22 protein-coding genes, 2 pseudogenes and 1 other annotated feature are annotated in these 25,012 nt (G+C 46.4%); of the genes and pseudogenes, 4 read left to right on the top strand and 20 right to left on the bottom strand.

The features are described 5' to 3' along the window. Positions 1 to 219: 219 nt before the first annotated feature. Positions 220 to 426 (top strand): annotated as a pseudogene (locus D829_RS33305) (IS30 family transposase); the annotation flags it as partial. Positions 427 to 601: 175 nt separating this feature from the next. Here the strand turns inward: D829_RS33305 and D829_RS0102210 are convergent. Continuing rightward, positions 602 to 1,057, bottom strand: a complete 456-nt coding sequence (locus D829_RS0102210; RefSeq protein ID WP_017687201.1) for a hypothetical protein — start codon at positions 1,055 to 1,057, stop codon at positions 602 to 604. Between the two features lie 31 nt (positions 1,058 to 1,088). Between D829_RS0102210 and D829_RS32755 the strand changes: the two are divergent. Then, positions 1,089 to 1,304: pseudogene (locus D829_RS32755) on the top strand (ISNCY family transposase); the annotation flags it as partial. Between the two features lie 233 nt (positions 1,305 to 1,537). Here the strand turns inward: D829_RS32755 and D829_RS0102205 are convergent. Beyond that, a complete protein-coding gene (locus tag D829_RS0102205) occupies positions 1,538 to 2,293 on the bottom strand; it encodes a hypothetical protein (protein WP_017687200.1) in 756 nt (251 codons plus the stop codon). Between the two features lie 2 nt (positions 2,294 to 2,295). Continuing rightward, complete coding sequence (locus tag D829_RS0102200; RefSeq protein WP_017687199.1) at positions 2,296 to 2,853, bottom strand: hypothetical protein; 558 nt, start codon at positions 2,851 to 2,853, stop codon at positions 2,296 to 2,298. A gap of 353 nt (positions 2,854 to 3,206) precedes the next feature. Between D829_RS0102200 and D829_RS0102195 the strand changes: the two genes are divergently transcribed. After that, complete coding sequence (locus D829_RS0102195; protein WP_017687198.1) at positions 3,207 to 4,163, top strand: IS30 family transposase; 957 nt, start codon at positions 3,207 to 3,209, stop codon at positions 4,161 to 4,163. A gap of 341 nt (positions 4,164 to 4,504) precedes the next feature. On the opposite strand, the gene D829_RS30260 is transcribed toward D829_RS0102195, so the two are convergent. From D829_RS30260 to D829_RS32295, 3 genes are all read right to left on the bottom strand, one after another. Next, complete coding sequence (locus tag D829_RS30260; RefSeq protein WP_017687197.1) at positions 4,505 to 7,378, bottom strand: ComEC/Rec2 family competence protein; 2,874 nt, start codon at positions 7,376 to 7,378, stop codon at positions 4,505 to 4,507. A gap of 102 nt (positions 7,379 to 7,480) precedes the next feature. Beyond that, positions 7,481 to 7,999 (bottom strand): cytidine/deoxycytidylate deaminase family protein, encoded by a 519-nt coding sequence (locus tag D829_RS0102185; RefSeq protein WP_017687196.1) that lies wholly within the window; start codon positions 7,997 to 7,999, stop codon positions 7,481 to 7,483. A 39-nt stretch (positions 8,000 to 8,038) separates the two neighbouring features. Then, entirely contained in the window at positions 8,039 to 8,674 is a 636-nt protein-coding gene (locus D829_RS32295; protein WP_017687195.1) for a helix-hairpin-helix domain-containing protein, read from the bottom strand. Between the two features lie 185 nt (positions 8,675 to 8,859). Here D829_RS32295 and comER point away from each other — a divergent pair, with 185 nt between their 5' ends. Continuing rightward, positions 8,860 to 9,705, top strand: a complete 846-nt coding sequence (gene comER, locus D829_RS0102175) for a late competence protein ComER (protein WP_017687194.1) — start codon at positions 8,860 to 8,862, stop codon at positions 9,703 to 9,705. Here the strand turns inward: comER and leuS are convergent. From leuS to D829_RS0102105, 14 genes are all read right to left on the bottom strand, one after another. After that, on the bottom strand, positions 9,686 to 12,130 hold the full coding sequence (gene leuS / locus D829_RS0102170) for a leucine--tRNA ligase (protein ID WP_017687193.1): 2,445 nt from the start codon (positions 12,128 to 12,130) through the stop codon (positions 9,686 to 9,688). The two genes, comER and leuS, sit on opposite strands and share 20 nt — an antisense overlap. A 78-nt stretch (positions 12,131 to 12,208) precedes the next feature. Next, positions 12,209 to 12,478 (bottom strand) — a binding site (T-box leader). A gap of 111 nt (positions 12,479 to 12,589) precedes the next feature. Next, positions 12,590 to 13,546 (bottom strand): aminoglycoside phosphotransferase family protein, encoded by a 957-nt coding sequence (locus D829_RS0102165; RefSeq protein ID WP_017687192.1) that lies wholly within the window; start codon positions 13,544 to 13,546, stop codon positions 12,590 to 12,592. A gap of 225 nt (positions 13,547 to 13,771) precedes the next feature. Continuing rightward, positions 13,772 to 14,542: a class I SAM-dependent methyltransferase gene (locus D829_RS0102160; protein ID WP_036660118.1), complete on the bottom strand. Its 771-nt coding sequence runs from the start codon at positions 14,540 to 14,542 to the stop codon at positions 13,772 to 13,774. A 129-nt stretch (positions 14,543 to 14,671) separates the two neighbouring features. Then, on the bottom strand, positions 14,672 to 15,577 hold the full coding sequence (locus tag D829_RS0102155) for a S1-like domain-containing RNA-binding protein (protein WP_017687190.1): 906 nt from the start codon (positions 15,575 to 15,577) through the stop codon (positions 14,672 to 14,674). Continuing rightward, on the bottom strand, positions 15,574 to 15,921 hold the full coding sequence (gene rsfS, locus D829_RS0102150) for a ribosome silencing factor (protein WP_017687189.1): 348 nt from the start codon (positions 15,919 to 15,921) through the stop codon (positions 15,574 to 15,576). Before rsfS ends, D829_RS0102155 begins: the two co-directional genes overlap by 4 nt. A 76-nt stretch (positions 15,922 to 15,997) precedes the next feature. Beyond that, positions 15,998 to 16,564, bottom strand: a complete 567-nt coding sequence (gene yqeK / locus D829_RS0102145; RefSeq protein ID WP_017687188.1) for a bis(5'-nucleosyl)-tetraphosphatase (symmetrical) YqeK — start codon at positions 16,562 to 16,564, stop codon at positions 15,998 to 16,000. Further along, complete coding sequence (locus D829_RS0102140) at positions 16,548 to 17,138, bottom strand: nicotinate-nucleotide adenylyltransferase (protein WP_017687187.1); 591 nt, start codon at positions 17,136 to 17,138, stop codon at positions 16,548 to 16,550. The genes yqeK and D829_RS0102140 overlap by 17 nt, the downstream gene beginning before the upstream one ends. 15 nt (positions 17,139 to 17,153) lie before the next feature. After that, on the bottom strand, positions 17,154 to 17,447 hold the full coding sequence (yhbY, locus tag D829_RS0102135; RefSeq protein ID WP_017687186.1) for a ribosome assembly RNA-binding protein YhbY: 294 nt from the start codon (positions 17,445 to 17,447) through the stop codon (positions 17,154 to 17,156). Positions 17,448 to 17,753: 306 nt separating this feature from the next. Beyond that, a complete protein-coding gene (aroE, locus tag D829_RS0102130) occupies positions 17,754 to 18,623 on the bottom strand; it encodes a shikimate dehydrogenase (protein WP_017687185.1) in 870 nt (289 codons plus the stop codon). Positions 18,624 to 18,667: 44 nt separating this feature from the next. Beyond that, complete coding sequence (gene yqeH / locus D829_RS0102125; protein ID WP_017687184.1) at positions 18,668 to 19,795, bottom strand: ribosome biogenesis GTPase YqeH; 1,128 nt, start codon at positions 19,793 to 19,795, stop codon at positions 18,668 to 18,670. Further along, positions 19,792 to 20,319, bottom strand: a complete 528-nt coding sequence (locus tag D829_RS0102120) for a YqeG family HAD IIIA-type phosphatase (RefSeq protein WP_026080962.1) — start codon at positions 20,317 to 20,319, stop codon at positions 19,792 to 19,794. Before D829_RS0102120 ends, yqeH begins: the two co-directional genes overlap by 4 nt. 110 nt (positions 20,320 to 20,429) lie before the next feature. Next, complete coding sequence (locus D829_RS0102115; RefSeq protein ID WP_017687182.1) at positions 20,430 to 22,643, bottom strand: transglutaminase domain-containing protein; 2,214 nt, start codon at positions 22,641 to 22,643, stop codon at positions 20,430 to 20,432. After that, positions 22,640 to 23,767 (bottom strand): DUF58 domain-containing protein, encoded by a 1,128-nt coding sequence (locus D829_RS0102110; protein ID WP_036660115.1) that lies wholly within the window; start codon positions 23,765 to 23,767, stop codon positions 22,640 to 22,642. Before D829_RS0102110 ends, D829_RS0102115 begins: the two co-directional genes overlap by 4 nt. Positions 23,768 to 23,890: 123 nt before the next feature. After that, positions 23,891 to 24,847 carry a MoxR family ATPase gene (locus tag D829_RS0102105; RefSeq protein WP_017687180.1) on the bottom strand — a complete coding sequence of 319 codons (957 nt, stop codon included), beginning with the start codon at positions 24,845 to 24,847 and terminating at the stop codon, positions 23,891 to 23,893. Positions 24,848 to 25,012: the final 165 nt, after the last annotated feature.

Below are 25,012 nucleotides of genomic sequence, written 5' to 3'. Positions count from 1 at the left end.
TCATGACCATTAAGATCATAGCCCTTGAGGTAATAAGTACTAACACCACTTTATAAATCGAACATCCCATAATTCATGTTAAAAATACTATAAACCCGCTAACACTCTCATCCGTGTTCATTTTCATAAAAACCATATATTCCTTACCATATTCTAACTCTTCATAATCTTTAAGAACTAGCTTGGTTAATTCTCCATTAGGCTGGTGTAGCCGCTGCTCAATATCCTGCTAAGGCTTTTCGAACCGCTACGGCAGACCGTGGCAAGGAGTTCGCATGCAACGCGAAACTGGAACAATCCACGAACAACGTACAGATCTATTTTGCTGCCCCTTACTCTTCCTGGCAAAGCGGATCGAATGAGAATGCGAACGGCTTACTTCGAGAGTTCTTTCTCAAGGGCACGGACTTTAAGCAAATATCAGATGCAACAATGGAGCGTCCGCTTCGTTTGACAATCCGTTATTTAAAGAATATCCCGAGTCAAGCTTTGATGAGGAAATGATTGGAACATGATACATAAAGGACTGGTAGCATTACAGTGAAAACAAGCAATTGTATCAACGGGCCTGCTGAAGAGTTGGTTGCACTAAGCAGTAGAGTTAACGTGATTTAATTAACTCAATCAATTTATCCGTAGATTCTTTTGATACGGAATAAGTTGATTGCGTATCTTCTGAATTCATGAATCTACTTATTTGTCCTTCTTCTCCGATCCATAAATATAATTTGTCTTGATTCTTGTTATCATAATAAATGTTCATCGTATATTGGCTATCAGCCAAGTCAAAAATACCGTCCTCCTTTGTTGCAGTTGAAAGTATGCTCTTAAACGTCTGTAGAGAATTATTATCTTTATAGATAATTTCATTTGTAGAATCTGATTTCACTATACCAATGCTTTTAACACTGTTATTTATCAATAAGCCTTCATGACTATCGGATTGGCTTGGATTAGTGATCGAGGTATTTACTGAATTATTACCTTTGGATTGACAGCCAATAACTAGTAATAAAATAACAGTCAAATTAAATATAAACAGTATTTTTTTATTCATGATCAATCACTCCTAGCTAATTTTTTAATTAGGAAAGAAGAGCATCAAGCGTACCAAACATGAGAAGTAGCCTTGGTTCAAGGATCTAAAGCATTTTCGCACTGCCGGCGAAGCCAAAATCAGTTTACTGAAACGAAAGTACGGTTTGAATCGAAACCAGTACAGGGGCTTTGTCGGTTCAAAAACCTGGGTTAGATTTGGAATTAGGATTCATAACCTTAGAAGAGCCGCCCCAATGAGTAAATAGGCCCGAAAATCCACATTAGAAAAGTCCTCGCTCAATAATCACAAGGCTAGCTGGGGAGCCCCCTTAACAGAAATGAATTTATCAGGGGTAACTAGCTACTTTTTTAATTAGACGAGTGAAACCAGTTAAATGTTACAGCAAGTATAAAATACAGTGGTGGACTCAATAAAGGAGATTACTAAAGAAAGCAATCTAATCAAAAGGGCCCCATCGTAGATGGTAGCCCGTTGTTGCTATTGATTTTCGTTTATAGAAAACTCTATTCCTCCAACATTATAATATTCCATTTTTGTTCCTTCATTGAAATATTTATTTATAGATATATTTAAATGTTTGTTCTTTGCTTCAGAGATTTCTTGTTGCTTTGAATTAAATGCGATATTTTCTGAACTAGAAAATTCAATAGCGGCATCCTTAGGTAGTTCGATTTGATTCGCTAGTAAAACACTCTTAACAGCAACATCCTTATACTCGTTATGATCGAACTCATCTAAATAAACCACGCCATTATTATGGCTAATAATACTTAACTCATTTAAGCCATTGTCATTGGAGAGATATACAATATAGCTCTTTCCTTTTTCGAGAGCATCATATTCTTCTGAATGCAGGTATTCATTATTTAATGTAATTGCCGCAGGTTCATTAAACTCTATAGTCGATCCTAACCCTAATTCATTCTTGTAGTATTCTATAACCTGTACATCTCTTGTTGCATAGTGATATTTAATCATTGGTGAATTGTCAATATATTGAATAGTACTATTATTTTTAGAGAGACTATCATTAACCTGTACTAAAGCAATGACCTGTGCACGTTCTACCAGCCCATTGTAATCAAAAACTTCATGACTGCCATGTAGTTTGATATCTATTGGCTTATTCGAAAAAAAAGCAGAAACACTCGTTGAAACATTTGTATATTGGAAAATTAAGATAACAGATAGCAGCAACAAGGAAGCGATACTTAGTTTTTTATAGTTTACCACTATTAATTCCCCCATTTAGCCTTCAAATTTGTTATATCATATGTTTTTAAAGCATAGGATGTTTTTACTCCCTGCTTCATTACTGCATCTTCCGATGTATGAGCAATACTTAATGCGTGCCCGAGCTCATGTGTGGCAGTAGCTGTTCTTTTAGTAGTATCATTGAGTTGAGAATTAGTATATTGAAACGCTGATGCTTTCACCCATATATCATCAACACTGGCTGGGGAAGCTGAAGTGCCGGTCCAACTCTTATAAGGATACATTACACCAAAATCACCAGTCATTGGAGGGGGATCTGAATTAAAGTATGTAACAATGTTAGCAGTTGAGCCATATTGATTCGTTGCGCTCGAGTATGTTAGAGATACTTTCGAACTAACGCCATTCCATTGTTTAGAAGCTGTGCTAGCAATAGACGACGAACCGCCTGAACCTACACCGTAAGTTAGATGTCCTGTAGTGAAACCTCCAGAGAATGTTGCAGCTTTAACTGAGACACTTAACATTAGGACAGAAGAGAGTAATGAACCACAAAAGACAACTTTCCATTTATTCATTTTATTTCCTCCAAATCTATTTTTTTCTAAAATTCAATTTCAATATACCATCTCTACCATTTTATGTCTAGTTTGAATTGAGATTCTTTTGCTAAGGGACATATTTCATCAGAAATTTTATGCATCCCCATAAAATTGAATTGCCGTATTATAAGACGCTTGATACGAAATGTAGTAGCATATTTTTCCCTATTTTTTGACTTAAAATTTTTAATTACGTACAACCGACTCTATCTTTATGACGGATTGTAATATGAAGTTCGACACCTGCTGGAAATAAATAAAAATGGCCCATGGCCGGATTCGTGTAAAATGAAAGTTCCTACACCACATTTACACAAGGAGAATCCACCATGAGCTACACACATCTTAGCATAGTTGAGCGCAGCAAGCTAGAAATCCTCCATCGGCAAGGTCAAAGTTCAAGAGCTATCGCAAAAGAATTAGGAAGGCATCCTTCGACGATTTGTCGTGAATTGGATCGTGCTACTTCATCGCAATCCTATCAGGCAGAGCAGGCTCAGAGCGCTTATGTCGAGCGTCGTCAAGCTTCAATCTCATCTGGTAAATGGTCCGAAGCCATAGCGATTTCCTTAGAGGAAAAACTGCAGGCAACGTGGTCTCCAGAGCAAATCTCGGAACGTTTTCGTATCCAAGGCCTGCCGTCGGTTTCCTTTAAAACCATCTATCGCTGGCTCTACGCTGGGCGTCTGGTTCGAGGCACGTTACAGGTCCTTCGGCACAAAGGGAAGCGTCAGAAACCTGCAGAAACTCGCGGTAAATTCGAGATTGGCAGATCGATTTCAGATCGTCCCAAAGAGGTTCGTTCCCGGGAAACGTTTGGGCACTGGGAACTGGATACCGTCGTATCGGGTCGTGGGGAAAGTAAAGGATGTGTAGCCACGCTCATTGAACGCAAAACCCGTCTATATACCGCCATTCTCATGCCTGATCGCACCGCTTTGTCCATGGAAATTGCGCTTGGTGTAGCCATGTCGCAGTATCCCGCAGGCACTTTCCTCACAGCCACGGCTGACCAAGGAAAAGAGTTTACATGCTATGCCAATCTGGAAAAAAGCTATGATTTGCACGTTTATTTTGCTGATCCATACTCGTCTTGGCAACGCGGTTCCAATGAAAATGCGAACGGCTTACTTCGAGAGTTTTTCCCGAAAGGCACTGATCTCGCTAAAGTGGAGGATGAGGATCTCGCCGTTTCACTAGATCTAATTAACCACAGACCACGAAAATGCTTGGGTTGGAGAACCGCTCACGAATCTTTCACAGAGGAACTGTCGCACTTGGTTTGACAATCTGTCTTATATTGAAGAAAAAATTCGCATAATAAATTATGGTTAATTAATGAGTCCTCCTCAAGTAAATATAATTTCCTTGATCTCTCTATTGAAGGCTACCTCTGAGAAAATAATTGTGATTAAGAGCTTGGTAATTACACTGCCTCTTTGTGTAACCAGAATATATAGGCTTCATAGGTGGGATCATCTACTCGATATTTACACTTAACTTCAATACTTTTTCCGCTCAGACTATCCAAATTGTTGTATGTTCTCTTGTCTTTTTAACCTTCCAGTTGGTATTAAATTGGAGTTTTCTTCACTCATCTTCACACCGATAAATAGATCGCGTGCCGTCACTCAACCCCGACCAACTTGTACCGAATATCAATCTTCCCATCTTTCACCCTCATCTGAACCTCTCCCATCTGATCTGTCCGATGGATATCTGACCCGGTAGCCTCCAGACGTTCCATCACTCCCGGATTGGGATGCCCATATGTATTGTTAACTCCTGCAGATATCACAGCGGTTTTGGCGTTCCAGTATTGAAGCCAGGCTTCGGTTGAAGACGTTTTACTCCCATGATGAGCGACCTTTAGAACGTCAATGGAGACAGATGCTGAAGAAGCATTATTTGAATTATCCTGCAACGGGCGGGATAGTATCCTTTGTACAACTCCCTCTGTAACTCCAAGATCTGCACCTTTCTGTTCAAACTGGGCAGCCAACGAGCCATCCTGAATCATATAGAGCAGGTCCTGCTCGGCTGCTGCATCCATATCTCCGGTGAACAACATGGAAGCCCCGGCCATTTCCAGCAAAAAGACAACGGAATCATGATTTTGATGTTCAGATACAGGCAAACTGCTCGATACATTTACATCCATATGTGCCAGATCCGGAGCTATAAAATGTAAACTCGTCTCCTTATCAGCCTTATAGGACATGCCCTGCTGAATGGCGTACAGAGGAATTTTCCGTTTCATGGCTGTATTCAGTAACTTATCAAAGTTATCCTTACCACTGGTCGTTCCATTAAACATGAAACGTTTAACCGGAATCTGTTCCAGCACAGCCTGTAGTCCTCCGGCATGATCCTGGTCAGCATGCGTTACAATGACAGCGTCCAGTTGATGGATACCTCTCTTTTTCAATAAAGGAACAACCACCTTGGCACCTACCTCATACGGATCACGTCTTGTTTTCCAAGATTGTTCGGTGTTCCCAAAACTAACTGTTCCCCCGCCATCCACCAGAATGTGTTTGCCTTCCGGGGTTGTAATCAACGTGCTGTCCCCTTGCCCAATGTCCAAAAACTGCACGATGCCGGTTCCAGCAGGCTTCGGAGTCTGATATGCCCACCACAACCCAGCAACAAAGCTGAGCGCGAGCAAACCGCACAACCATTGCTGAGCTTTACTCATTCGTTCAATTGAATAATAACCTGCACCTCGTGCGGTAAATGCACTTGTATATTCCGGCCAGGCAATACTGGCCCCTAATGTCGTTAATGAAGTTTCTTTTCCATCTACACGGTTCTTACCTTGATCCTGTACCACGGTAGACATCGAAGAGCGAATGCCCATATTCGCCATTGAAACTGAAGGTTGTGGCCTCACAAGAGGAGCCGTCTCTTCCTCAATGAACGCTGTTTCTTGCTGCTCACCATTGCCACGATGCAAGAGGTAGAGTAAGGCATACAACACAGCATAATATGCGGCAATCCATAACAAGGGCGGTGTTGCCCAGATCAATACAAAACCTGGCAGGCTGTTCATCCACTCCACGCTTACAAAAGTCAGTTGATTCAGTTGCATCGCTATCCATGCGAGGGGTTTCGCCAAGGGAACCCATATAAATGATAACAGCATGGCGACCGTCCCCAGAGGTAATACAATGGCGCTAATCAAAGAAACAAGCAGAAAGTTGGCCACAAATGAGAGTAATGAGAACTGATTAAAATAGAGAATGGTTACTGGGAACGAAATCAGCTGAGCGGTCACGGTAACGGATGCTGTTGCGGCCAGAGATTTCGGCCAGTTGCTGAACAGCCGATTAATCAGTGGCATATAGATCATCAAACCTGCGGTCACGAGAAAGGATAACTGAAAGCTAACGCTCAGCAAAAAATAAGGGTTCCACCACATCATCAACAATGCTGCTGCACTAATCATCTGAAGGCCGTCTCTGGCGAGACCACGACGTGCCATGTACATACCAATCATGGACATAATCCCTGCTCGAATGACTGAAGGTGAACCACCGGATAACAGTACATAAGCTGGCACCAGGATCAGAACAATCGTGAGTGCCGTCTCTCTGGTAAGCCTTAGCCAAGATAGAATGAGAAGCAACGAAGCAACATATACAGCGACATGGGTTCCGGAGATTGCCAGGATATGCGTTAGACCCAATTGTGAAAAATGACCATAGGTACCTGGATCGATATCAGTAGCCATCCCGATAATAAGCCCCTTCATATAACCTGCATGAGGCTCAGGGAATAACTGCTCAACCGCCGAGCCCAACTTATGCCTAGTCCAATCCGTCCACCGTAGTACGTTATATTGTCCAAGTCTCTCAGGAGCAACTGCTGTTACCGAACTGGCTCCCTTCACTTTGAACAACCAGTGGATATGCAGGGTGCGCAAGTAACTGCGATAATCAAACCCGCCAAAGTTCCTCGCTTCACCAGGAAGGACAAAAGAACCATTAAGCGTAATCAAATCGCCCCTCTTCCAGCCCGCTGCTACCTGTTGTTCTTCTTCCTCCAACAGTCTGACTTGTACCATCAATTGTTCATCTATGTTGAATGCAGATGATGCTGTTGCCAGATCTGTATCTGCTAACGAATCCGATGTTGGCAATATTGAAGACATCTGTATCTTAAAGTCAGCCCGATCTCCGTCAATACGTACATCTGACACCAGCTCACCCTGAATTTCGGCTGCCATACCGTCCAACTCATGAGTAGCGATACGCATAGTCTCCGGCAGACCGCTATGATTGCGTACGTCATTCCACTCCCAATGTGCAGCACCTCCAATAAAGGCAGCGAGTAAAAATAAAACAGACCATCCACGCACATCCATAAAACGAAGTAAAAGTGGCAAACATGCCAGCGCTCCAATTAACCCCCAGATTAACGTCCAGACTGTTAACGCACATGCTATCCCGCTCCCGCACAACCAACAAATCGTAAAACTTAATAATGGTCTGCCTTTCATTTCTACCCCTCCTTCATTTCACCCGTTGAACGCAGAAAAACCCCCGGAAAGCCAATTCAGGCTTGCCGGAGGTTCTCCCTCACGTATTCGATCATATTTACATTAATTGCTCACGGTCATCATCGTTTCACGCGGGGGCTGGTAATTCTCCAGCCTGCGGAACGTTATGCCCTTCTGTTCCATCATATTTGTAACCTTGCCGGTATCTTTAGGATAAGAACGATGAAACACGATTTCTGTAATCCCGCTATTCGCCAGCATATTGGCACATGTCCAGCAAGGTTCATCGGTCACATACACGGACGAGCCTTCGCGGTCGATTCGATCTGTGAATAAAAGCAAATTTTGCTCCGCATGAATTGTGCGAATGCATCGTTGCTTTTTCACCATTTCTTCTTGCCCATCGGTCACGACCAACTCATACTCTTCCGATATCATGCAACCTGCTTCAGAACAATCCGGGACGCCGGTGGGTGCACCATTATAGGCTGTTCCCAGCAGTTTCTTTCCCTGAACAAGAACGGCACCCACATGACGACGCGAACAGCGGGAACGGGTGGAAACCATATACGCGATGTCCATAAAATACGTATCCCAGTCCTTGCGTACCTCTGTACTCATGCTGCTTTCCTCCCGCTTAATACAATTTTCATTCTAATTTTACCGGATCTGCACATACGGCGCCATCTTCTCCAGCATCTTCATCCCGATTCCTTTGACCTTTGTCAGATCACTGACTTTCGCAAAAGGACCATGTGCATTCCGATAGTCCACAATAGCTTGAGCTTTCTTCTCCCCAATTCCGGGAAGCTCGATAAGCTTGGAGACAGGAGCGGTATTCACATCAATCTTGCCATTGTCGCTAGCTTCCTCACGAACTACAGGTGGATTACTGTTCGAACCCGTCTCGGAGGTAACCGTGGGATTCGAATTCGTACTTTGCGTAACTGGTTCAATCGAATTTGAGGTGTCCGGTGGATTATCATTTGCCTGACTTGTAGTTTGAACAACTGAATCACCTTCAACCCCAACGCTCGAAAACTCTCTAGACTTATCTGCCTTTGCATCATTCCCAGTCTGCATCCCACTTGCATCCGTTCCCGAAGATGCTCCTGTATTGCCCTGAACCGAAGTAGCCGACTGTACAGCAGGGAGTTCCTGCTTTATCGTCGGCTTCTCGGTGCCGAGCTGCAAGGGTTCCCAGCCACTAGGTGGTTGTTCACTTTTGCCCGACCATAATATAAGTATACTTCCAACCACCGCAGCAGCAATGGTCATCCCTTTATTCCATCTCATTCTTCCACACCTCTCCCTGAATTCAAAATCATTCATTTCGAACACGGGCGGTGCTTCCGAACCGTTGAACTTTCCTGATAAAACAAGTTGTGCATTTTTCATGTCATGTGAAACAGGTCCTCACGCATAGAATAGAGGGAATGAACTGCGCCAGTACCGTAAAGCATGAAAGGAGGCCTGAAACAATGAAGGTTGGATTTATCGGAACCGGCAGCATGGGCAGCCTGTTGATTTATGCCCTGATCCAATCGGGTGCACTTGAGCCCCGGCAGATCGCGGCCAGCAATCGAACCCCGTCCAAAGTACGTCAGTTATCCCTCCGTTACCCCGGTCTGCATGAATCCCAGAGCAATCGGGAAACGGTGATCCGAAGTAATATCATCTTCCTGTGCGTGAAGCCGCTTGAATTCAAACATGTTATTGACGACATCCTGCCTGTCGTGAATCCCAATCATATAATTGTCTCGATCACCAGTCCCGTGCAGCTGCGGCATCTGGAATCTTCACTTCCTTGCAAAGTCTCCAAGGTAATTCCCAGCGTAACACACCAAGTCGGCAGTGGAGCATCCCTCTGCATACATGGCGAACGAATGACCAGTGAAGACCGCGCTGTGTTGGAAAGTCTGCTTAGTCATATAGGCAGGCCGTACCAAGTGGATGAAGCCTGTACACGAATCACATCCGACTTCTCCAGCTGCGGACCTGCATTCATATCGTTCTTTTTGGAACAGTGGATCGAAAGTGCAGTGAAGCTGACAGGCATTAAAAAGGTAGATGCCTGTGCTCTGGCTGGCGAAATGCTCCTGGGAACAGGCAAGTTGCTCACCGAAGGAGGATACACTCCGCAAGAGCTTCAGGCTCGTGTCGCTGTACCTGGCGGTATTACCGCTCAGGCACTTGCACTGCTGAAGGTTAGTCTTGACGGCGTTTTCGACAGCCTGATCCACACGACACATGACAAATATGATGAAGATTTGTTAAAGCTGGATGAACTATTCCGAGCCGGTGAGATTAACCGGCAACAATATTAACGAGTTTGCCTGGAACGGCAATGACCTTACGAATGGTCTTGCCTTCCAGCGCCTGCTTAACAGGTGCCAGTTCCATCGTATAGTCCTGCATACCTTGTGAATCCAGATCTTTGGCGATCGTAGCACGGGTTACAATTTTACCATTAACCTGAACAACGATTTCCACTTCCGCATCCACTGTCATGGACTCATCATATTCCGGCCAAGCCACGTAAGAGATTCCACCTTCATGACCCAAACGGCTCCACAGTTCCTCTGCCATATGCGGTGCCAGTGGTGACAACAGCTGCACAAAGTTCTCCATGGCTTCACGAGGCAGTGTATCGGCTTTGTATGCATCATTGATGAAGATCATCAGCTGGCTGATGGATGTATTGAAGCGCAGGTGTTCCAGATCATCCGTAACCTTTTTGATCGTTTTGTGAGCTGTCCGTTTGAACTCGTCCGTTCCACCGTCCACCGTAATCTTGTCATTGATAGCTCCTGTGTCTTCGTTAATGAAGAGACGCCATACGCGTGACAGGAAGCGGTGCATGCCTTCAACCCCGTTTGCATTCCACGGTTTTGTCGCTTCCAATGGTCCCATGAACATCTCGTAGAGACGCAATGTATCTGCACCAAATTCATTAACGATTACATCCGGGTTAATGACATTACCACGGGATTTACTCATTTTCTCATTATTCGTGCCCAGGATCATACCTTGGTTCACCAGTTTGTGGAAAGGCTCTTTCGTATGCACAACGCCCAGATCATACAGCACTTTATGCCAGAAACGAGCGTACAGCAAGTGAAGCACCGCATGCTCTGCTCCCCCAATGTACAGATCAACTGGCAGCCACTGCTGCTGTTTCTCCTTGGAGATCAGTTCCTTGTCATTGTGCGGATCGATAAAGCGCAGGTAATACCAGCAGCTACCCGCCCATTGTGGCATGGTGTTGGTCTCACGACGTGCCTTCATTCCCGTTTCCGGATCTACCGTATTCACCCACTCCGTAACATTCGCCAGTGGTGATTCTCCTGTACCCGAAGGTTTGATCTGGTCGATATCAGGCAGCAGCAGTGGAAGTTGATCCTCCGGCACTGTCTTCATCGTTCCGTCTTCCAGATGCAGAATCGGGATTGGCTCACCCCAGTAACGCTGACGGCTGAACAGCCAATCGCGCAGACGATAGGTCACTTTCCCTTGTCCTTTACCGTTCTCTTCCAGCCAAGCAATCATCTTGGCAACCGCTTCTTCATTGTTCAGTCCGTTCAAGAAATCGGAATTCACATGCGCGCCATCACCCGAATACGCCTCTTGTGTAACGTCTCCACCCTGAATAACCTCGATGATATCCAGACCGAACTGCTTCGCAAACTCCCAGTCACGTGCATCATGACCCGGAACTGCCATAACCGCACCTGTACCGTAACCTGCAAGAACGTAATCAGCAATCCAGATCGGCAGTTTTGCACCATTAACAGGGTTGATTGCATAAGCTCCAGTGAATACACCTGTTTTGTCTTTGGCCAAATCTGTACGTTCCAGATCACTTTTACGAGAAGCCTGCTCCTGATAAGCCTGCATAGCTTCATGTTGGTCATCGGTTGTAATTGCTTCTACCAATTCATGTTCTGGAGCAAGTACTGCAAAGCTCGCACCGAACAATGTGTCCGCACGGGTAGTGAACACCTTGATGACTTCCTCGCGACCCTCAATGGCAAATACAACTTCCGCACCTGTCGATTTACCGATCCAGTTGCGCTGCATATCCTTGATGCTTTCAGACCAATCCAGCTCTTCCAGGTCTTCCAACAGACGCTCTGCATACTCGGTAATTCTCAGAACCCATTGACGCATCGGTTTGCGTACAACCGGATGTCCACCACGTTCACTCTTGCCATCAATAACCTCTTCATTAGCAAGTACCGTTCCAAGGGCTTCACACCAGTTAACTGCAACTTCATCCACATAAGCCAGACCTTTGTTGTACAGCTGAATAAAGATCCATTGTGTCCATTTATAATATTCAGGGTCCGTTGTGCTGATCTCACGATCCCAGTCATAGGAGAAACCAAGCGATTTGATCTGGCGACGGAAATTGTCAATATTACGGAATGTAATATCTCGTGGATGTTCACCTGTATCCAGTGCATGCTGCTCAGCAGGCAGACCGAAAGCGTCCCAACCCATTGGGTGCAATACATTGTAACCGCGCATCCGTTTGTATCGGGAAACGATATCTGTTGCCGTATATCCTTCCGGATGTCCTACGTGCAGACCTGAACCGGATGGATAAGGGAACATATCCAGTGCATAAAATTTCGGTTTAGCAGGGTCCTCACCCGTTTTAAACGTTTTATTTGCATCCCAGTATTGCTGCCAACTTTTTTCCATGACTTGTGGCTGATAGCCGTGTTTCGGCTGGTTATTCTCACTCATCTATTGTTCCTCCTTCAGGTTATACGCTTTAGCTTTAATTGCAACAAAAAAACCTCAGCATCCCGTAGCGTTTGCAGCGCTAGGGACGAGAGGTTGAATTCCCGTGGTACCACCCTAGTTAGCGGACGAACGTGCTTCGTCATCCACTCCCTTTGGACCTATAACGGCGGTTAACCGATGCGGATTTCCATTCCTGACCCCAAGCTTTATACAAGCAGGTTAAACAGAATGGTGTAATCACCGCATTTCTCCAAGGCGAGTTCGCAAATCACTGTCAACCGGCTTGCACCAACCGCCGGCTCTCTGTTATGTACAGGAATTACTACTGATCCTTATCATCGAAATATGTATACAATATCGGGAACATTATATAAAAAAGCAAGCCCAAAGTCAATATTACACGTTATAATCGCTATCTTGAAGTCTACGCTTCGTACCGTTCATAACGCTGGTTTCTTTTCAGGATAACCGAAAACGCTCAATGCCTTCCTCCAGATTATGAATGGTCCAATTCACATGTTCCTGATTATCATATTGACGATAAGCGCACTCAATGCGCAGCACCAGATCAAAGTACAAGTCATAGAGACTTCTTCTTTTCAATTCACTTTCAGTTGTAATCGCATGCCCATACCCTTTCACAAAACCAGGCGTATAGTTAAAATGGCTGAAATAATGCTCCATCAGAGGGTCTGCCCACAGTGAACGTTCAAAATCAATAATCGCTGTAATGCGACCTTTGTCTACTAGAACATTGCCATCCCACAGATCCCAACTGACAAGCACAGGTTCTTTGACATCGTCCAGTACATTCGATTTTTCTCCAATCAAGCGTCTCAATTCAGGGTAATCGATCGAAAATGTAATCCCGGCTTCTTCACCGTCGTTAAGAATGTCATCCATCAGATTCATAAATGCTTCTTTCCATGTGGAATAACGCTGTTTTTGCTCCGAGAAATATCCAAACTTCTCGCCCTTGATTTCATTAATTCGAAGATTGTACCGACCGAGCTGGTGTTCAATGGCCTCCTGCTCTTCCGCAGAATACTGATCCTTGACCTGATTATAGGGTGTTCCAGACATGTACTCCATGATAAAATAACGCGCTGAAGCCATGGTTAACGAGTCATCATAAGCTAGCACTTGGGGTACGGGAACATCCTGTAGCTCCGTGATGAGGCGTAGTGCCTCAACCTCGGCAATCATGAGATCCTGCTCACAACGCATCAGATTTGTCGAAGCCGACGGTGCGATTTTGAGTACCACTCGCTGTGCGTCACTAAGTGTGATGAGATATGCATGATTGGCCCAGCCATCCACCATTTCCTTGTAGTCCTGTATACTTGCAGAGAAATGCTGCTTTATTATGGCATTCAACTGTTCTGACGAAAGTCTTGTCTTATATGTACTTTCCACTTCTACACCTCACCTCGACTATTGATTTATTTTCTCAGAAAACGATTTCTATCCGACTATTATCGCCTCCTTTACTTTAACTGGCAATACTTTTTGTCACGCTTGTAAGTCTTTCCTAGCAGTTCCTTGCCGGATTGCAGAAGCTTTTTATTCATTCTCCAAAAAAATCAAACAAAAAAACTGCCCTTATGCACCATACATAAGGACAGTTCTCATTATTCGCTCTTACTTCACAGCAACGTAGAACAAGCGCTGTGCGCTGTCTCCGGCCTCTTTCCATTCAAAATCCGCATATACCTTCACGTCTCTAAAACCTGCCTTGGATAACTCCAGCTTCATCCAGTCCGGATTATATGCACGCTGGACATGAACTTCTTCAAACCGCTGGTACATATCCTTGTTACCATCATCCACACGCGAAAAAATACTGAGATGATGCTCAATCTCACAGCGATCCTGGTCCAGATCACAAGTCCAAATATAAGATACGGAGCGCTCATCCAGTACAAAAGGCTGCTCCTCATCATAACGAATAAGGGTATTGGGATGATGCACATCAAACAGGAACGTTCCACCAGGCTTCAGCATTTCGTATGTCCGCTGGAATGTTCGAACGACATCTTCTTGTTCAAGCAGATAATTGACGCAATCACAGAAAGATATCACCGAATCCACAGGTTCCGGAACTCGCCATTCCCGCATATCCTGCTGCACCCAACGGACACTGCCCTCGCGATACAAGCGATGACCCTGAGGCGTGGCCTCCATCTTGCTGCGCGCAACCGACAGCATATCGGATGAGAGGTCAATGCCTGTAACTTCGAAACCGGAGTTCACGAGCGGGATCGTAATGGAGCCCGTTCCACAGCCAAGTTCAGCGACACTTTTGGGCATTCCATGCTTTTCCCATGCTGTTCTTGCAAACCTTATCCAGTCCGGATAAGGCATATCTTCCATTAATTCATCATACACATAGGCAAATTTCCGGTAAGACATGTCAGGCACCGCACTTTCAATTTCATTTTCCGATCCTGCTAACAAAAGCAAAGACAGGGGCATCCGGTGTTTACCCAGCCTATCCCTGCCTTATCCGAGCTACATATTACAACTATTTAATCAAGAAAATTACTTATTTTCACTTTGATCCGCAGGAGCAGATTCGGACAGATACGTCCAGCTTTCCTTTTGGATCACCAGTCCGTCCTTCATCAATTTGCCCAAGGCACGCTTGAAAGCAGACTTACTGATGCCAAAGCGCTGCTTGATGATATCCGGCGGAGTTGCATCCGAGTATGGCATGCCACCCATAGGGCGTTCTTTCATGAAAGCGAGCAGCTTGTCTGCATCTTCGTTACGTCCAACTTGTTTGAGTTGAGTCATGGCCAGATTCACACGCCCGTCTTCACGTACCAGTGTCACCCGACATTTAACTTTCTCACCAAGACGCAGCATATGACTACGTTCGGATGAATGAATCATACCAATCGCGCCAAAGCCCAGTACACCGCCCTCTACAAGTACAAAAGTACCCATCTGCAGTGGCTTGTATACCGTCGCTTCAACCCACTCGTTTAACCATGAAGTTGGAGCATGGAAAGACAATGGTGAAAGTTCACGTTCCCCGGCCAATTTGGCACGCAGACGTCCCTGCTTATCATGTTCCATCATCACAAAGACTTCATCCCCCACACGGGGACGCAGTTCTTCCAGTTCAGGCAGTTCACGAATAGGAAGCAGCAATTGCCGTCCAAGTCCCATTTCCAGGAAACAGCCCAGTCGTGGGTGAACATCAGCCACAACCAGTCGTGCCATTTCGCCAAGCATGAGATAAGGCTTTTTCATCGTTACGGCCAGACGATCTTCTGTATCAAAGAATACAAATACCTCAAGCGTCTCACCAATCTTAATATCCCGCGTTAACTCGGTGTAGTGAAGCAGTACATCTTCCGATCCTGTCGTCAAAAAGAAGCCAAACGGAGACACTTCACGTGAAACCGGCAAAGAGACGACTGTTCCAGCAATCAAACTCATACAGTTTCCACCACTTTGGCATCAGACCAGAGTCGTTCAATGTTGTAGTATTCACGCTCGTCGCGGTGGAAGATATGAACAACAACATCGCCCATGTCCATCAGTACCCAACGTGCGGAATCCATACCTTCGATACCTTTGATCGTCGCTCCAGCTGCATGAGCCTGTTTGCGAATTTCAGTGGCAATGGCTTGTACCTGTGTATCGGAATTCCCGTGACAAATAACAAAATAATCCGCCACCAGGGAAACATTAATCAGATCCAATGCTACAATATTGGATGCCTTTTTGTCGTCAGCGGCAGCAACCGCCATATTCATAAGTTCTTTCGATGATAATGTCATGAACCAACCTCCATAATCTATAATTGTGTGTTCAAAAAGATCCTTCGTAATCAAAAGTGGACTTTTTGAACAACCTCTATAATTGTGCAATTAAGTCATTCCGCGAAAGCATGGTCAAAGGATAAATGACACGGCGTTGCGAGATCAGCAAGCTGATCGTCGAATCGAATCCGGCAATTAAACCTTCCTCCAGACTACGTTCAGCCTGTTCGCGAATGTGATCCACTCCCGGGAAATCTCGTCCCGGTTCAATGTAATCGGCAAGACATACCACTTTGTCCAGTAAGCTCATGCCTACCCGACCCGAGGTATGCCACCGGATGGCATGAATAACTTCGGAATCTTCCACACCGTAATCACGCTTGGCTACAAAAGCACCGACTTCGGAATGCCAGAGCTGCTTGTCATGCTGCAGAAGTTCCTGGTTTAATCCGTTATCGCGGATGACCGCTTCCATCTCCGCTACGGGCCAGTACTTCGCCACATCATGCAGGATCGCTGCCAGATCAGCTTTTACAGGATCAGCACCATATTTTACAGCCAACTTCACTGCCGATTCCATCACACCCAGTGTATGCTTCCAGCGTTTTTCCGGCATTTGTCCGGATACGGCTTGAATCAGTTCCTCACGGCTTAGTGCCATATAAACCGCTCCTTACAATGTATTGGTGTACTTCATCAGGAATCATGAAGCGTACCGAATGTCCTTTGGCCAGACGTCTGCGTACGGCTGTCGATGAAATATCGACCAAGGGCATCTCGGCCAGCAGGACCCGATCCTGTAACTCGTCTGGTAAATCATCCAGATGTAACTGGAAGCCCGGCCGACCAACTCCGATAAAGGTTAAGCGTTCTGCAAGCTCTTCAATCTGCTCCCATTTGGGAAGATAGTTCACCATATCCGCCCCGATAATGAAATAGAATTCATGTTCAGGATGGCGACGCCACAGTTCCTTCATCGTATCGATGGTATAAGACACTCCGCCCAATTCCATCTCGATGCCCAGCACCTCATATTGCTGCACATCCTTCACAGCCGCTTCCGTCATATCGAGACGTTGCTGTCCCGAAGCTCCGGCTCCGCGTTTGTGAGGTGGAACATGGGAAGGCATGAACCAGATCTCATCCAGTGCATGCGAGTCCCTTGCCGCTTCAGCTGCCAGGAGGTGTCCCATGTGGATCGGATCAAACGTACCACCCATGATACCGATCTTCACCCGCGTCACGCTCCCTTACCTAGGTAGTTCGATTTGTTTGTTATCGCGCGATTCTTTGTACAGGATGATTGTGTTACCGATGAGTTGTACAAGCTCACTTCCCGTTTCACGGGCAACTTCTTCTGCCATCTCTTTTCTGTCCTCGTCATTGTTGTTCAACACTTGCACTTTCATCAATTCACGCTTCTCAATCGCATCTTCGATGTGACGGAACAGGTGCTCGTTGGTTCCACCTTTACCAATCTGAAATACAGGGGTCAGGTGATGTGCCTGTGACCGCAAAAAGCGCTTTTGTTTACCGTTTAACATGAATACTCCATACTCCTTATGTTGAGCAGGCCCTGATCGACAGCGCAAAAACTGTCCGGACCTGACCATTCAATTATTATTTTTCAATGGTAAAAATGATCACTGAGTACACAAGGTGACTCCGATTGCAGTACCATCTTCCGATCGCTGTTATCCCCAGATTTTTCTGATCCCTTTTCACAAAGGGAAAATCCGGTGATAGCTTATGCTTCCGAAGCAGCTTTCTTGCAGAAAGCTTTTAAGCGACCACTTCGTTTCTTCAGATTGGTTCTGCACTCGTCGTCTGCATGTACTCTTAATATCATTTTACACTTCAAAACTGTTTAGTACCGCACGTCTCATCGTCTCCACTGGAGCCGGGATGCCAAGCCAATGTTCAAAGGCCACTGCGCCCTGGTATACAAACATACCCAGACCACCGTGCACCGTGCATCCTCGCATCCGCGACTCTCGAAGCAGACGGGTCTCCAGCGGATTGTAGATCAGATCACTCACCGCTGCTCCTTCACGGATCAGTGCAGGATCAACCGGTACGTCATCTACATGAGGATGCATTCCGGCAGCCGTTGTGTTAATGACGATATCAGCCGTAGCCAGTACCGTTGCAGCGTCTTCCATGCCACTGCCCGAGATTTCTCCCAAGCCATGGCCCCGCAAATCCGAAGCAAGTGCAATAGCTCTGTCCGCTGTACGGTTCAGAATGTGGATGCGTTCAGGCTTCTCCAATGCAAGTGCATATATGACACCTCTCGCTGCTCCACCTGCTCCCAGAACAGCGATACGTTTACCCGCAAGCTCAGGCACAGCCTCTTCCTTCAGCGATCGGACATAACCAATACCATCGGTATTGTACCCTGTCAGTGTTCCACCTTCATTAACGATGGTATTCACCGCACCAATGAGACGAGCACTTTCATCGATCACATCCAGATACTGCATCACCTGCTCTTTGTGCGGGATGGTGACATTGACACCACGGTACCCCAGTGCCACAATTCCGCGAACTGCCGCTTCCAGTTGATCCGGATGAACATGCAGTGGCATATACATGCCATTCACTCCTGCAGCCTGCAGAGCCGCATTGTGCATTGCCGGAGACTTGGAGTGAGCAATAGGATCACCCATGACGCCAAGCAACACGGGAAGTGAAGGGTTGAACTTTTTCTGCTCAGACATAGGTCCGCCTCCGATCCATCTGATGTACAGGTTCTGAGATTACACTAGATCAAGGATGGGCGAATCTGAACACGAATGCCTTTTGGAGCATGAACCGCAACCAGTGCTCCAATATCGCCATTAACCTTAATCCAGCCCAAGCCAGAGATAAATACATCCGATTGACTGCCGCGTTTGATGCGGAATTCATGTCTGGTCCATTCAGCCATCTCAGCTGCATCCTCACGGGTTGGCGGAGACAACAATTCTCCCAGGTGGTCGCGGTACAGGTCATCTGCACGCTCCAGCTTCGTCCGGTGAATATCAAGCGCAGTGCTGATGAAACAAGTGAACGACTGGCGATCACCTTCCACAAAGTCAAATCGAGCCATGCCGCCAAAGAACAGCGTCTGACCGGAGTTCAACTGATAAACAGCCGGTTTAAGCGGTTTTTCCGGCATGATGGCAGCGAGATCCTTACGTGAAACAATCTCACTGAAACGCCATGGATACACGATTCCAGGCGTATCAATAATATATTTTCCATCATCCAACGGAATGTTCACCATATCCAGCGTTGTTCCCGGATAACGGGATGTGGTCAGTTCCTGCTCCAGATCGCTGTAATCACGAATCAGACGGTTAATCAGTGTGGATTTACCCACATTGGTACCGCCTACCACGTACACGTCACGATCTTCGCGATACGTTCCTACAAGCTCAAGCAGTCGGTCGAAGCCCTGATTTTGCTTTGCACTGCACAAGACTACATCGACGGTACGCAAACCTTGTTCTTTGGCTTGCTTCTGTACCCAGTTGCGAACCTTGTTCCAGTTGGTGACTTTCGGAAGCAAGTCCGTTTTGTTCACAGCAAGCAATACTGGATTGTTGCCTACAAAACGTTGCAGACCGGAGATAATACTGCCATCAAAGTCAAACAAATCAACGATATGGATGACAAGTGCATCCTTATCCCCGATTTTGCTAAGCAGCGCCAGGAATTCGTCCTGATCAACTGTAACGGATGATGACTCATTGTAGTTTTTGATACGGAAACAGCGCTGGCATATAACCGGTTCACGATCCAGTGCCTTCTCAGGAATAAACCCTGGTAATTCCGAATTTTCTGTTTGCAGATGCACGCCGCATCCGCTGCACCTTACGGCAAGATTGCCGTTATGCGGTTCTGTCATTTCTTCTTTTCCTCCTCAAGCCATAAGCCTTTCCTGCGTAAACTCGTTAGAGCAATCCGTTCCACGCGTCGATTGAAGCGGGTCATAAATCCTTCGTCCCCAATGGAGATTGGCAGTACCAGAACGGTATATAACCCCATTCGGTTCCCTCCATAAACGTCCGTAAGCATCTGATCGCCTACTACAATCGTGTTTTCAGGAGATAACTCCATCATTTTCATTGCTCTACGAAACGGTACATTCGATGGTTTGCGTGCACTATGCACAAACTGGATATCCAGCGGGGTCGCAAACAGGGATACACGATTCAAATTGTTATTGGACACAATCATCAGCTTGAAGCCTGCCTGTTTCACACGTGCAAACCATTCAATCAGTTCGGGCGTAGCGTCAGGGGCTTTGGCTCCAACGAGTGTGTTATCCAGATCAGTTATAATTCCACGGTAGCCTTGAGCGTACAGCTCTTCCAGATTAATGTCAAAAACCGTGTCTACACGCAGCTTGGGCATTAACATTTTAAACAAAGAAGTCACCTCAGTTTCATACGACACACTATATCACAAATCCGTCTTTCCTGAAAATGCATACAGCGCCTGATGGCATAGGAAAAAAGGAAAAACGGGACGGGCAACAACTATGCCCGTTCCGCTTTCAGTTCCTTCCGCAGCTTCAAGGCGGTCTGATAGACGCCCTTCCAGTCGTCGGCAGTTACGGACGCCGGACTGTAACGAGTCTGTTCAAACTTCGTGAGAAGCTCATACAATGTTGCTTCTGCAGCAGGTTTTGCCTGGCTCCAGCGGGCTACCGATTCCCGAAGTGTCTCGTCTCCGCTCCGGGTCAACCCTTTGCGTTTCACATACTGAATCCAACGCTCGGTCTCTGCCACTACCTTCTGTTCAGGGGTGAGCGGTCCACCTGTCCGTAAACGAAGCAGGAAGAATCGCATAGAGAAACGATTACGCCAGAACATATATGCTACCCACAATACAATAATGGCTCCTGCAGCCCAGATAACAAAAGTCGGGATGGCAGACGATGTCTGCTCAGGTGCAGGGGTCTGCTCTTCCTCTTGTACCGGCTCCTCTTCTGGCTCTTCTTCAGGCTCATCTACAGGTTGTACATCAGGCTGTTCCGTCAGCAGCGGCATATCAAAGCCCGGCGTTGCTTCAACAGGAATCCAGCCATACTCACCAAAATAAACCTCTGCCCAGGAGTGTGCATCTGCATTGGTAACGGTGTAGGTCGTCTCAATCTCCGCACCAGGTTGACGTGGGGCCTGCATGTCCGAATTCAGGGACAATTGTCCAGGCGCATAACCTTTAACCCACCTTGCAGGAATGCCCTCCGAGCGCGCCATCATCACCAGCGCAGTGGAGAAGTAGTCACAGTAGCCTTCCATAATATCGAACAGGAAACCTTCCACAAAGTCGCTGCTTACTTTTCGAGATAAATCCGGATTGTTTGTGTATTCAAAATTAGTTTGTAAATAGTTTTGCAGTAATGCCACTTTTTCATACGGAGTATTCGCAGATGCCGTTATCTCGGCTGCCAGATTCGAAACCCGGTCAGGGAAACGGGATGGTAACTGCAAGTACATATCATCTGCCGGATTACTGTTATACAGATCTTCAAATGACTTCGTACGAAGCTCATCTTCCACAATCACAGGGGCTTCCGATACGATAGTATACGTCTTGGGATACTGTGGTTGCTGACGGTCTGTCACCACATGCAGTTCAGCCTGTTCAGCATTCCACAACATCCGTTCCGTTCTGTCCTCACCATTAATTGAGCTCACTTCCGAGATCGAATAAGCACCAAAGAGAATCGGATAGACATTATCATTCAGCATCGTTACATTCTGAGTCACTTGTTTGGTATTCACATTACCGGATTCTTGGTTCTCCAGAGGCTGTCCAGCTTGAACATTATCTGTCGTACCCCGTCCACGGTCATCCCAACCTGTGCCTGTATACTCTGCACGTGTCTCACCGCGCCAGTAACTGCGCTCATTGGTCGTGACAGACATGACAGGGGTATAGTCGAAGTTAAAACCTCCACCAAGCTGATTGTCTTCCCTGCTGTATCCCGATTCGGTAGCCGCGGGAATATCAAGGTTTCCGTTACCAGCCTGACTTGTGGAAGTTCCGGTATAGTTACGCCACGCCGTATATGGGTCCGTCAAGGTGGGTGGAATCTCCGGCATATTAACACTGGCTACAATAATCAAAGAAAAGATAATGGCAATATTGGCCAGGACTTTATAAGGATACCGGATGATTCGTTTCCAACCTTGTGGATACTGTAGCTGATAGTTACGGAAATGCTGACATACGAGCCATCCCATCCCCGCAAACATCACCCACGCGATTTCAATCCAGAGTGGAATCTGAGTGAAAGAATCGAGAATCCCCATCGAAATGATGTTAACACCCAAAAAAACAAGAATGCGACGTGTGGTGGTCACGAGTCGAAGCGCAGCTTCAAGCATCACCCATGCACACAGGGAGAACCAGATGTACGGCGTCATGTGTAATATGAATTGCTCCGCTCGGTCCGTTAAAGAGCCATAAGGGATGTATACCGTATAATCAATCAGCGTTTTATGCAAAATGTAACCAACAACGACCGCCTTGATGATCGCCCGATAGATCGTTTTGAAGGGCAGAATGACCTCCAGCACACTAACCGCTGCAAGTGTCCATAACACCAGAGAAGTGGTCTCCGTGTACCACGATTCCTGCGTAAATGAAATCCACTGCATTCCAATCAGGAAAATCCAGAGCAATGACGCTGCATGATACCAGGATCGTTTGCCTGTAACACTTTCATTTCCTTTTGTACTCATACAGAACCTCCCCCCATCACCGTTGGAAGCTCCTGCAAGTGAGAAACAGTGAATGACCTCGTGCCTCTTCCACGCAACATGGCATTCCACTCGGCACTCCGGCGAGATTCACTGGTATCGATCAGAATATGACATGGAGTCATGCCCCGCGTATCGGCCCAGCGCAACAGCTCCATTATTTTTTCATCCTTCTGGGGAGAAATCACGACAAAGTAAGCTCCCTGAGGCAGTTGACGTGCGATTCTTTCCACGCCGGGCAACAGATGGGTATCCTGACCGTTGTATTGAATATCCACCAGATGATGCATCATCTTCTGTCGTTCCATCAGACTTTCACTGGGGGCCATGAAGGATGTCTGGTCTGACAATGTCAACAACCCCATCCCCATTCGTTCCCTGACACCATACTCCAGCAGAGAGGCAGCCGTGGAAACGGCAATTTCAAATGCATCCCCATGTTCATAACTTGATGCCAGCGCATCCAGAACCAGAACGGTTTTGGGCACAGACTCATGTTCAAACTCCTTGGACTTCCAGTTCCCTGTCTTTGCCGTTGCATTCCAGTGAATGCGGGAAAGTCGATCTCCGTATACGTAGTCACGTACACCATTGATCTGAGTGGTCTCTCTCCGTGAACGGGTTAACGCCGTCTGAGGACCGGATAACCGTGATTTGCGGTCGTAAAGCTGCCAATATGGAATAAATACCGTTCTTGGCAGTACGCGAAACTCACCTTTGGCCTTAAACTTTCCTCGATGTTCAATCAGTCCAAATATGTCCTCGCTGGCACATTCCGTTTCTGAAAAAACATACTTCCCCCGCTCAAGTGGTGGTGTCTGAAAAGACAACTCGCCATTACCTCGCATATTGGGAATCAAACTTTCCTTGAACGACCACGATTCTCCGTTATGCCGATGCAGCATTTCACGCACAACAACATAGGGAAGCGGGAGGAATCCCGGAATCGTCAGACTCAGCTGTACTTGAACCTGGTCACCCGCATGTAGCAATTCTTCGTGGTCTGGACCAGAAGATAACCTACGAACTCCTTGAGCACGTCTTACCCCGCTAAATCCAGCAATGGCAAGGGACACACAGAGCAGGGTCACCATCGACAGCAACATAAGGGATGTCTTCCCGCCCTGAAACAAAACATAAGCCAGACAGCACATCCACACCATTGCGATGCTCCATACGCGTGGGTGGCGTAACCCTCTATTGACTGTTCTCAAAAGCGGCTTCATGAACTATTGCCCCATGGAGACGGGCACGCGTACTTGCTGGAGTACGGCATTCAAAACGGCCTCGGAACTCATACTGTCCAGTCTCGATTCGGGACGAAGCACAATACGATGAGAGATCACATAAGGGGCCATCGTTTTCACATCATCCGGAAGCACATAATCACGTTCCTGCAAGAAAGCAAAGGCTTTTACGGCCATCATGAACGATATGGCTGCCCGTGGGCTGGCACCCAGCAATACAGATGGGTGGGAGCGGGTTTGACGAACAACATCAAGCAAATAGTCCATAACCGGATCACCGATAAAGACCTCTTTAATCTCCTGCTGGATTGCCGAGATCTGGTCCATATGAGTCACGGATTCAAGGCGATCTACAGGCTGACCGAGCTGATGCTGTTTCAATAGGATTTTCTCAATTTCTTTATCGGGATAACCTAGACTTATTTTCAACATAAACCGGTCGAGTTGGGCTTCCGGCAATGTATACGTACCTTCAAAATCAATCGGATTCTGAGTTGCACAGAGCATGAATGGATGTGGCAGATCATACGTATCGCCATCAACGGTTACGCTGCGCTCCTCCATCACTTCGAGCAGAGCCGACTGGGTTTTTGTTGTAGCCCGGTTAATCTCATCAGCCAGCAAAATGTTGGTCATAACGGGACCTGGACGGAAATAAAAACGCTCTTCCTTCGGATGAAACACAGATACGCCCGTAATATCACTAGGTAAAATATCAGGATTACATTGAATACGTCGGTACTCACCACGCATGGATTTCGATAATGCCTTGATTAACTGCGTTTTGCCAGTTCCCGGTACGTCTTCAATCAGAACGTGCCCGCCTGCAAGCAAAGCTGTAAGTAAAAGTTGAATTTCAAAAGATTTCCCCATAATGCAGGATTCCAGATTTGAACGAACTGCGGATATGATTTGGATCGACTCTTTGCGCACAGGCATGTGGTCTAACCTCCTAAAAAAGCATACAGATTTCCTTTTATTGTACATGATCCACGGGCGTGAGTACACTCGAAGAAACTCACAATTTGTTTCCAGCCCGTCAGATTCACCGCAGTTCTCGCATGAATACGACAAAAAAGGCCCGGATAGAAGTTATCCGAAGCC

The sequence above is a fragment of the Paenibacillus sp. PAMC 26794 genome, from assembly GCF_000316035.1.
Taxonomy (GTDB): Bacteria; Bacillota; Bacilli; order Paenibacillales; family Paenibacillaceae; genus Paenibacillus.
The sequence above is the reverse complement of the archived record's forward strand: the minus strand, read 5'-3'. Positions and strand labels throughout refer to the sequence as shown.

Coding starts and splice junctions, on each gene's coding strand:
- D829_RS0102210 (WP_017687201.1), bottom strand. CDS start 1,057: ATGAATAAAAAAATACTGTTTATATTTAATTTGACTGTTATTTTATTA.
- D829_RS0102200 (WP_017687199.1), bottom strand. CDS start 2,853: ATGAATAAATGGAAAGTTGTCTTTTGTGGTTCATTACTCTCTTCTGTC.
- D829_RS0102195 (WP_017687198.1), top strand. CDS start 3,207: ATGAGCTACACACATCTTAGCATAGTTGAGCGCAGCAAGCTAGAAATC.
- D829_RS30260 (WP_017687197.1), bottom strand. CDS start 7,378: ATGAAAGGCAGACCATTATTAAGTTTTACGATTTGTTGGTTGTGCGGG.
- D829_RS0102185 (WP_017687196.1), bottom strand. CDS start 7,999: ATGAGTACAGAGGTACGCAAGGACTGGGATACGTATTTTATGGACATC.
- D829_RS32295 (WP_017687195.1), bottom strand. CDS start 8,674: ATGAGATGGAATAAAGGGATGACCATTGCTGCTGCGGTGGTTGGAAGT.
- comER (WP_017687194.1), top strand. CDS start 8,860: ATGAAGGTTGGATTTATCGGAACCGGCAGCATGGGCAGCCTGTTGATT.
- leuS (WP_017687193.1), bottom strand. CDS start 12,130: ATGAGTGAGAATAACCAGCCGAAACACGGCTATCAGCCACAAGTCATG.
- D829_RS0102160 (WP_036660118.1), bottom strand. CDS start 14,542: ATGTCTTACCGGAAATTTGCCTATGTGTATGATGAATTAATGGAAGAT.
- D829_RS0102155 (WP_017687190.1), bottom strand. CDS start 15,577: ATGAGTTTGATTGCTGGAACAGTCGTCTCTTTGCCGGTTTCACGTGAA.
- rsfS (WP_017687189.1), bottom strand. CDS start 15,921: ATGACATTATCATCGAAAGAACTTATGAATATGGCGGTTGCTGCCGCT.
- yqeK (WP_017687188.1), bottom strand. CDS start 16,564: ATGGCACTAAGCCGTGAGGAACTGATTCAAGCCGTATCCGGACAAATG.
- yhbY (WP_017687186.1), bottom strand. CDS start 17,447: ATGTTAAACGGTAAACAAAAGCGCTTTTTGCGGTCACAGGCACATCAC.
- aroE (WP_017687185.1), bottom strand. CDS start 18,623: ATGTCTGAGCAGAAAAAGTTCAACCCTTCACTTCCCGTGTTGCTTGGC.
- yqeH (WP_017687184.1), bottom strand. CDS start 19,795: ATGACAGAACCGCATAACGGCAATCTTGCCGTAAGGTGCAGCGGATGC.
- D829_RS0102115 (WP_017687182.1), bottom strand. CDS start 22,643: ATGAGTACAAAAGGAAATGAAAGTGTTACAGGCAAACGATCCTGGTAT.
- D829_RS0102110 (WP_036660115.1), bottom strand. CDS start 23,767: ATGTTGCTGTCGATGGTGACCCTGCTCTGTGTGTCCCTTGCCATTGCT.
- D829_RS0102105 (WP_017687180.1), bottom strand. CDS start 24,847: ATGCCTGTGCGCAAAGAGTCGATCCAAATCATATCCGCAGTTCGTTCA.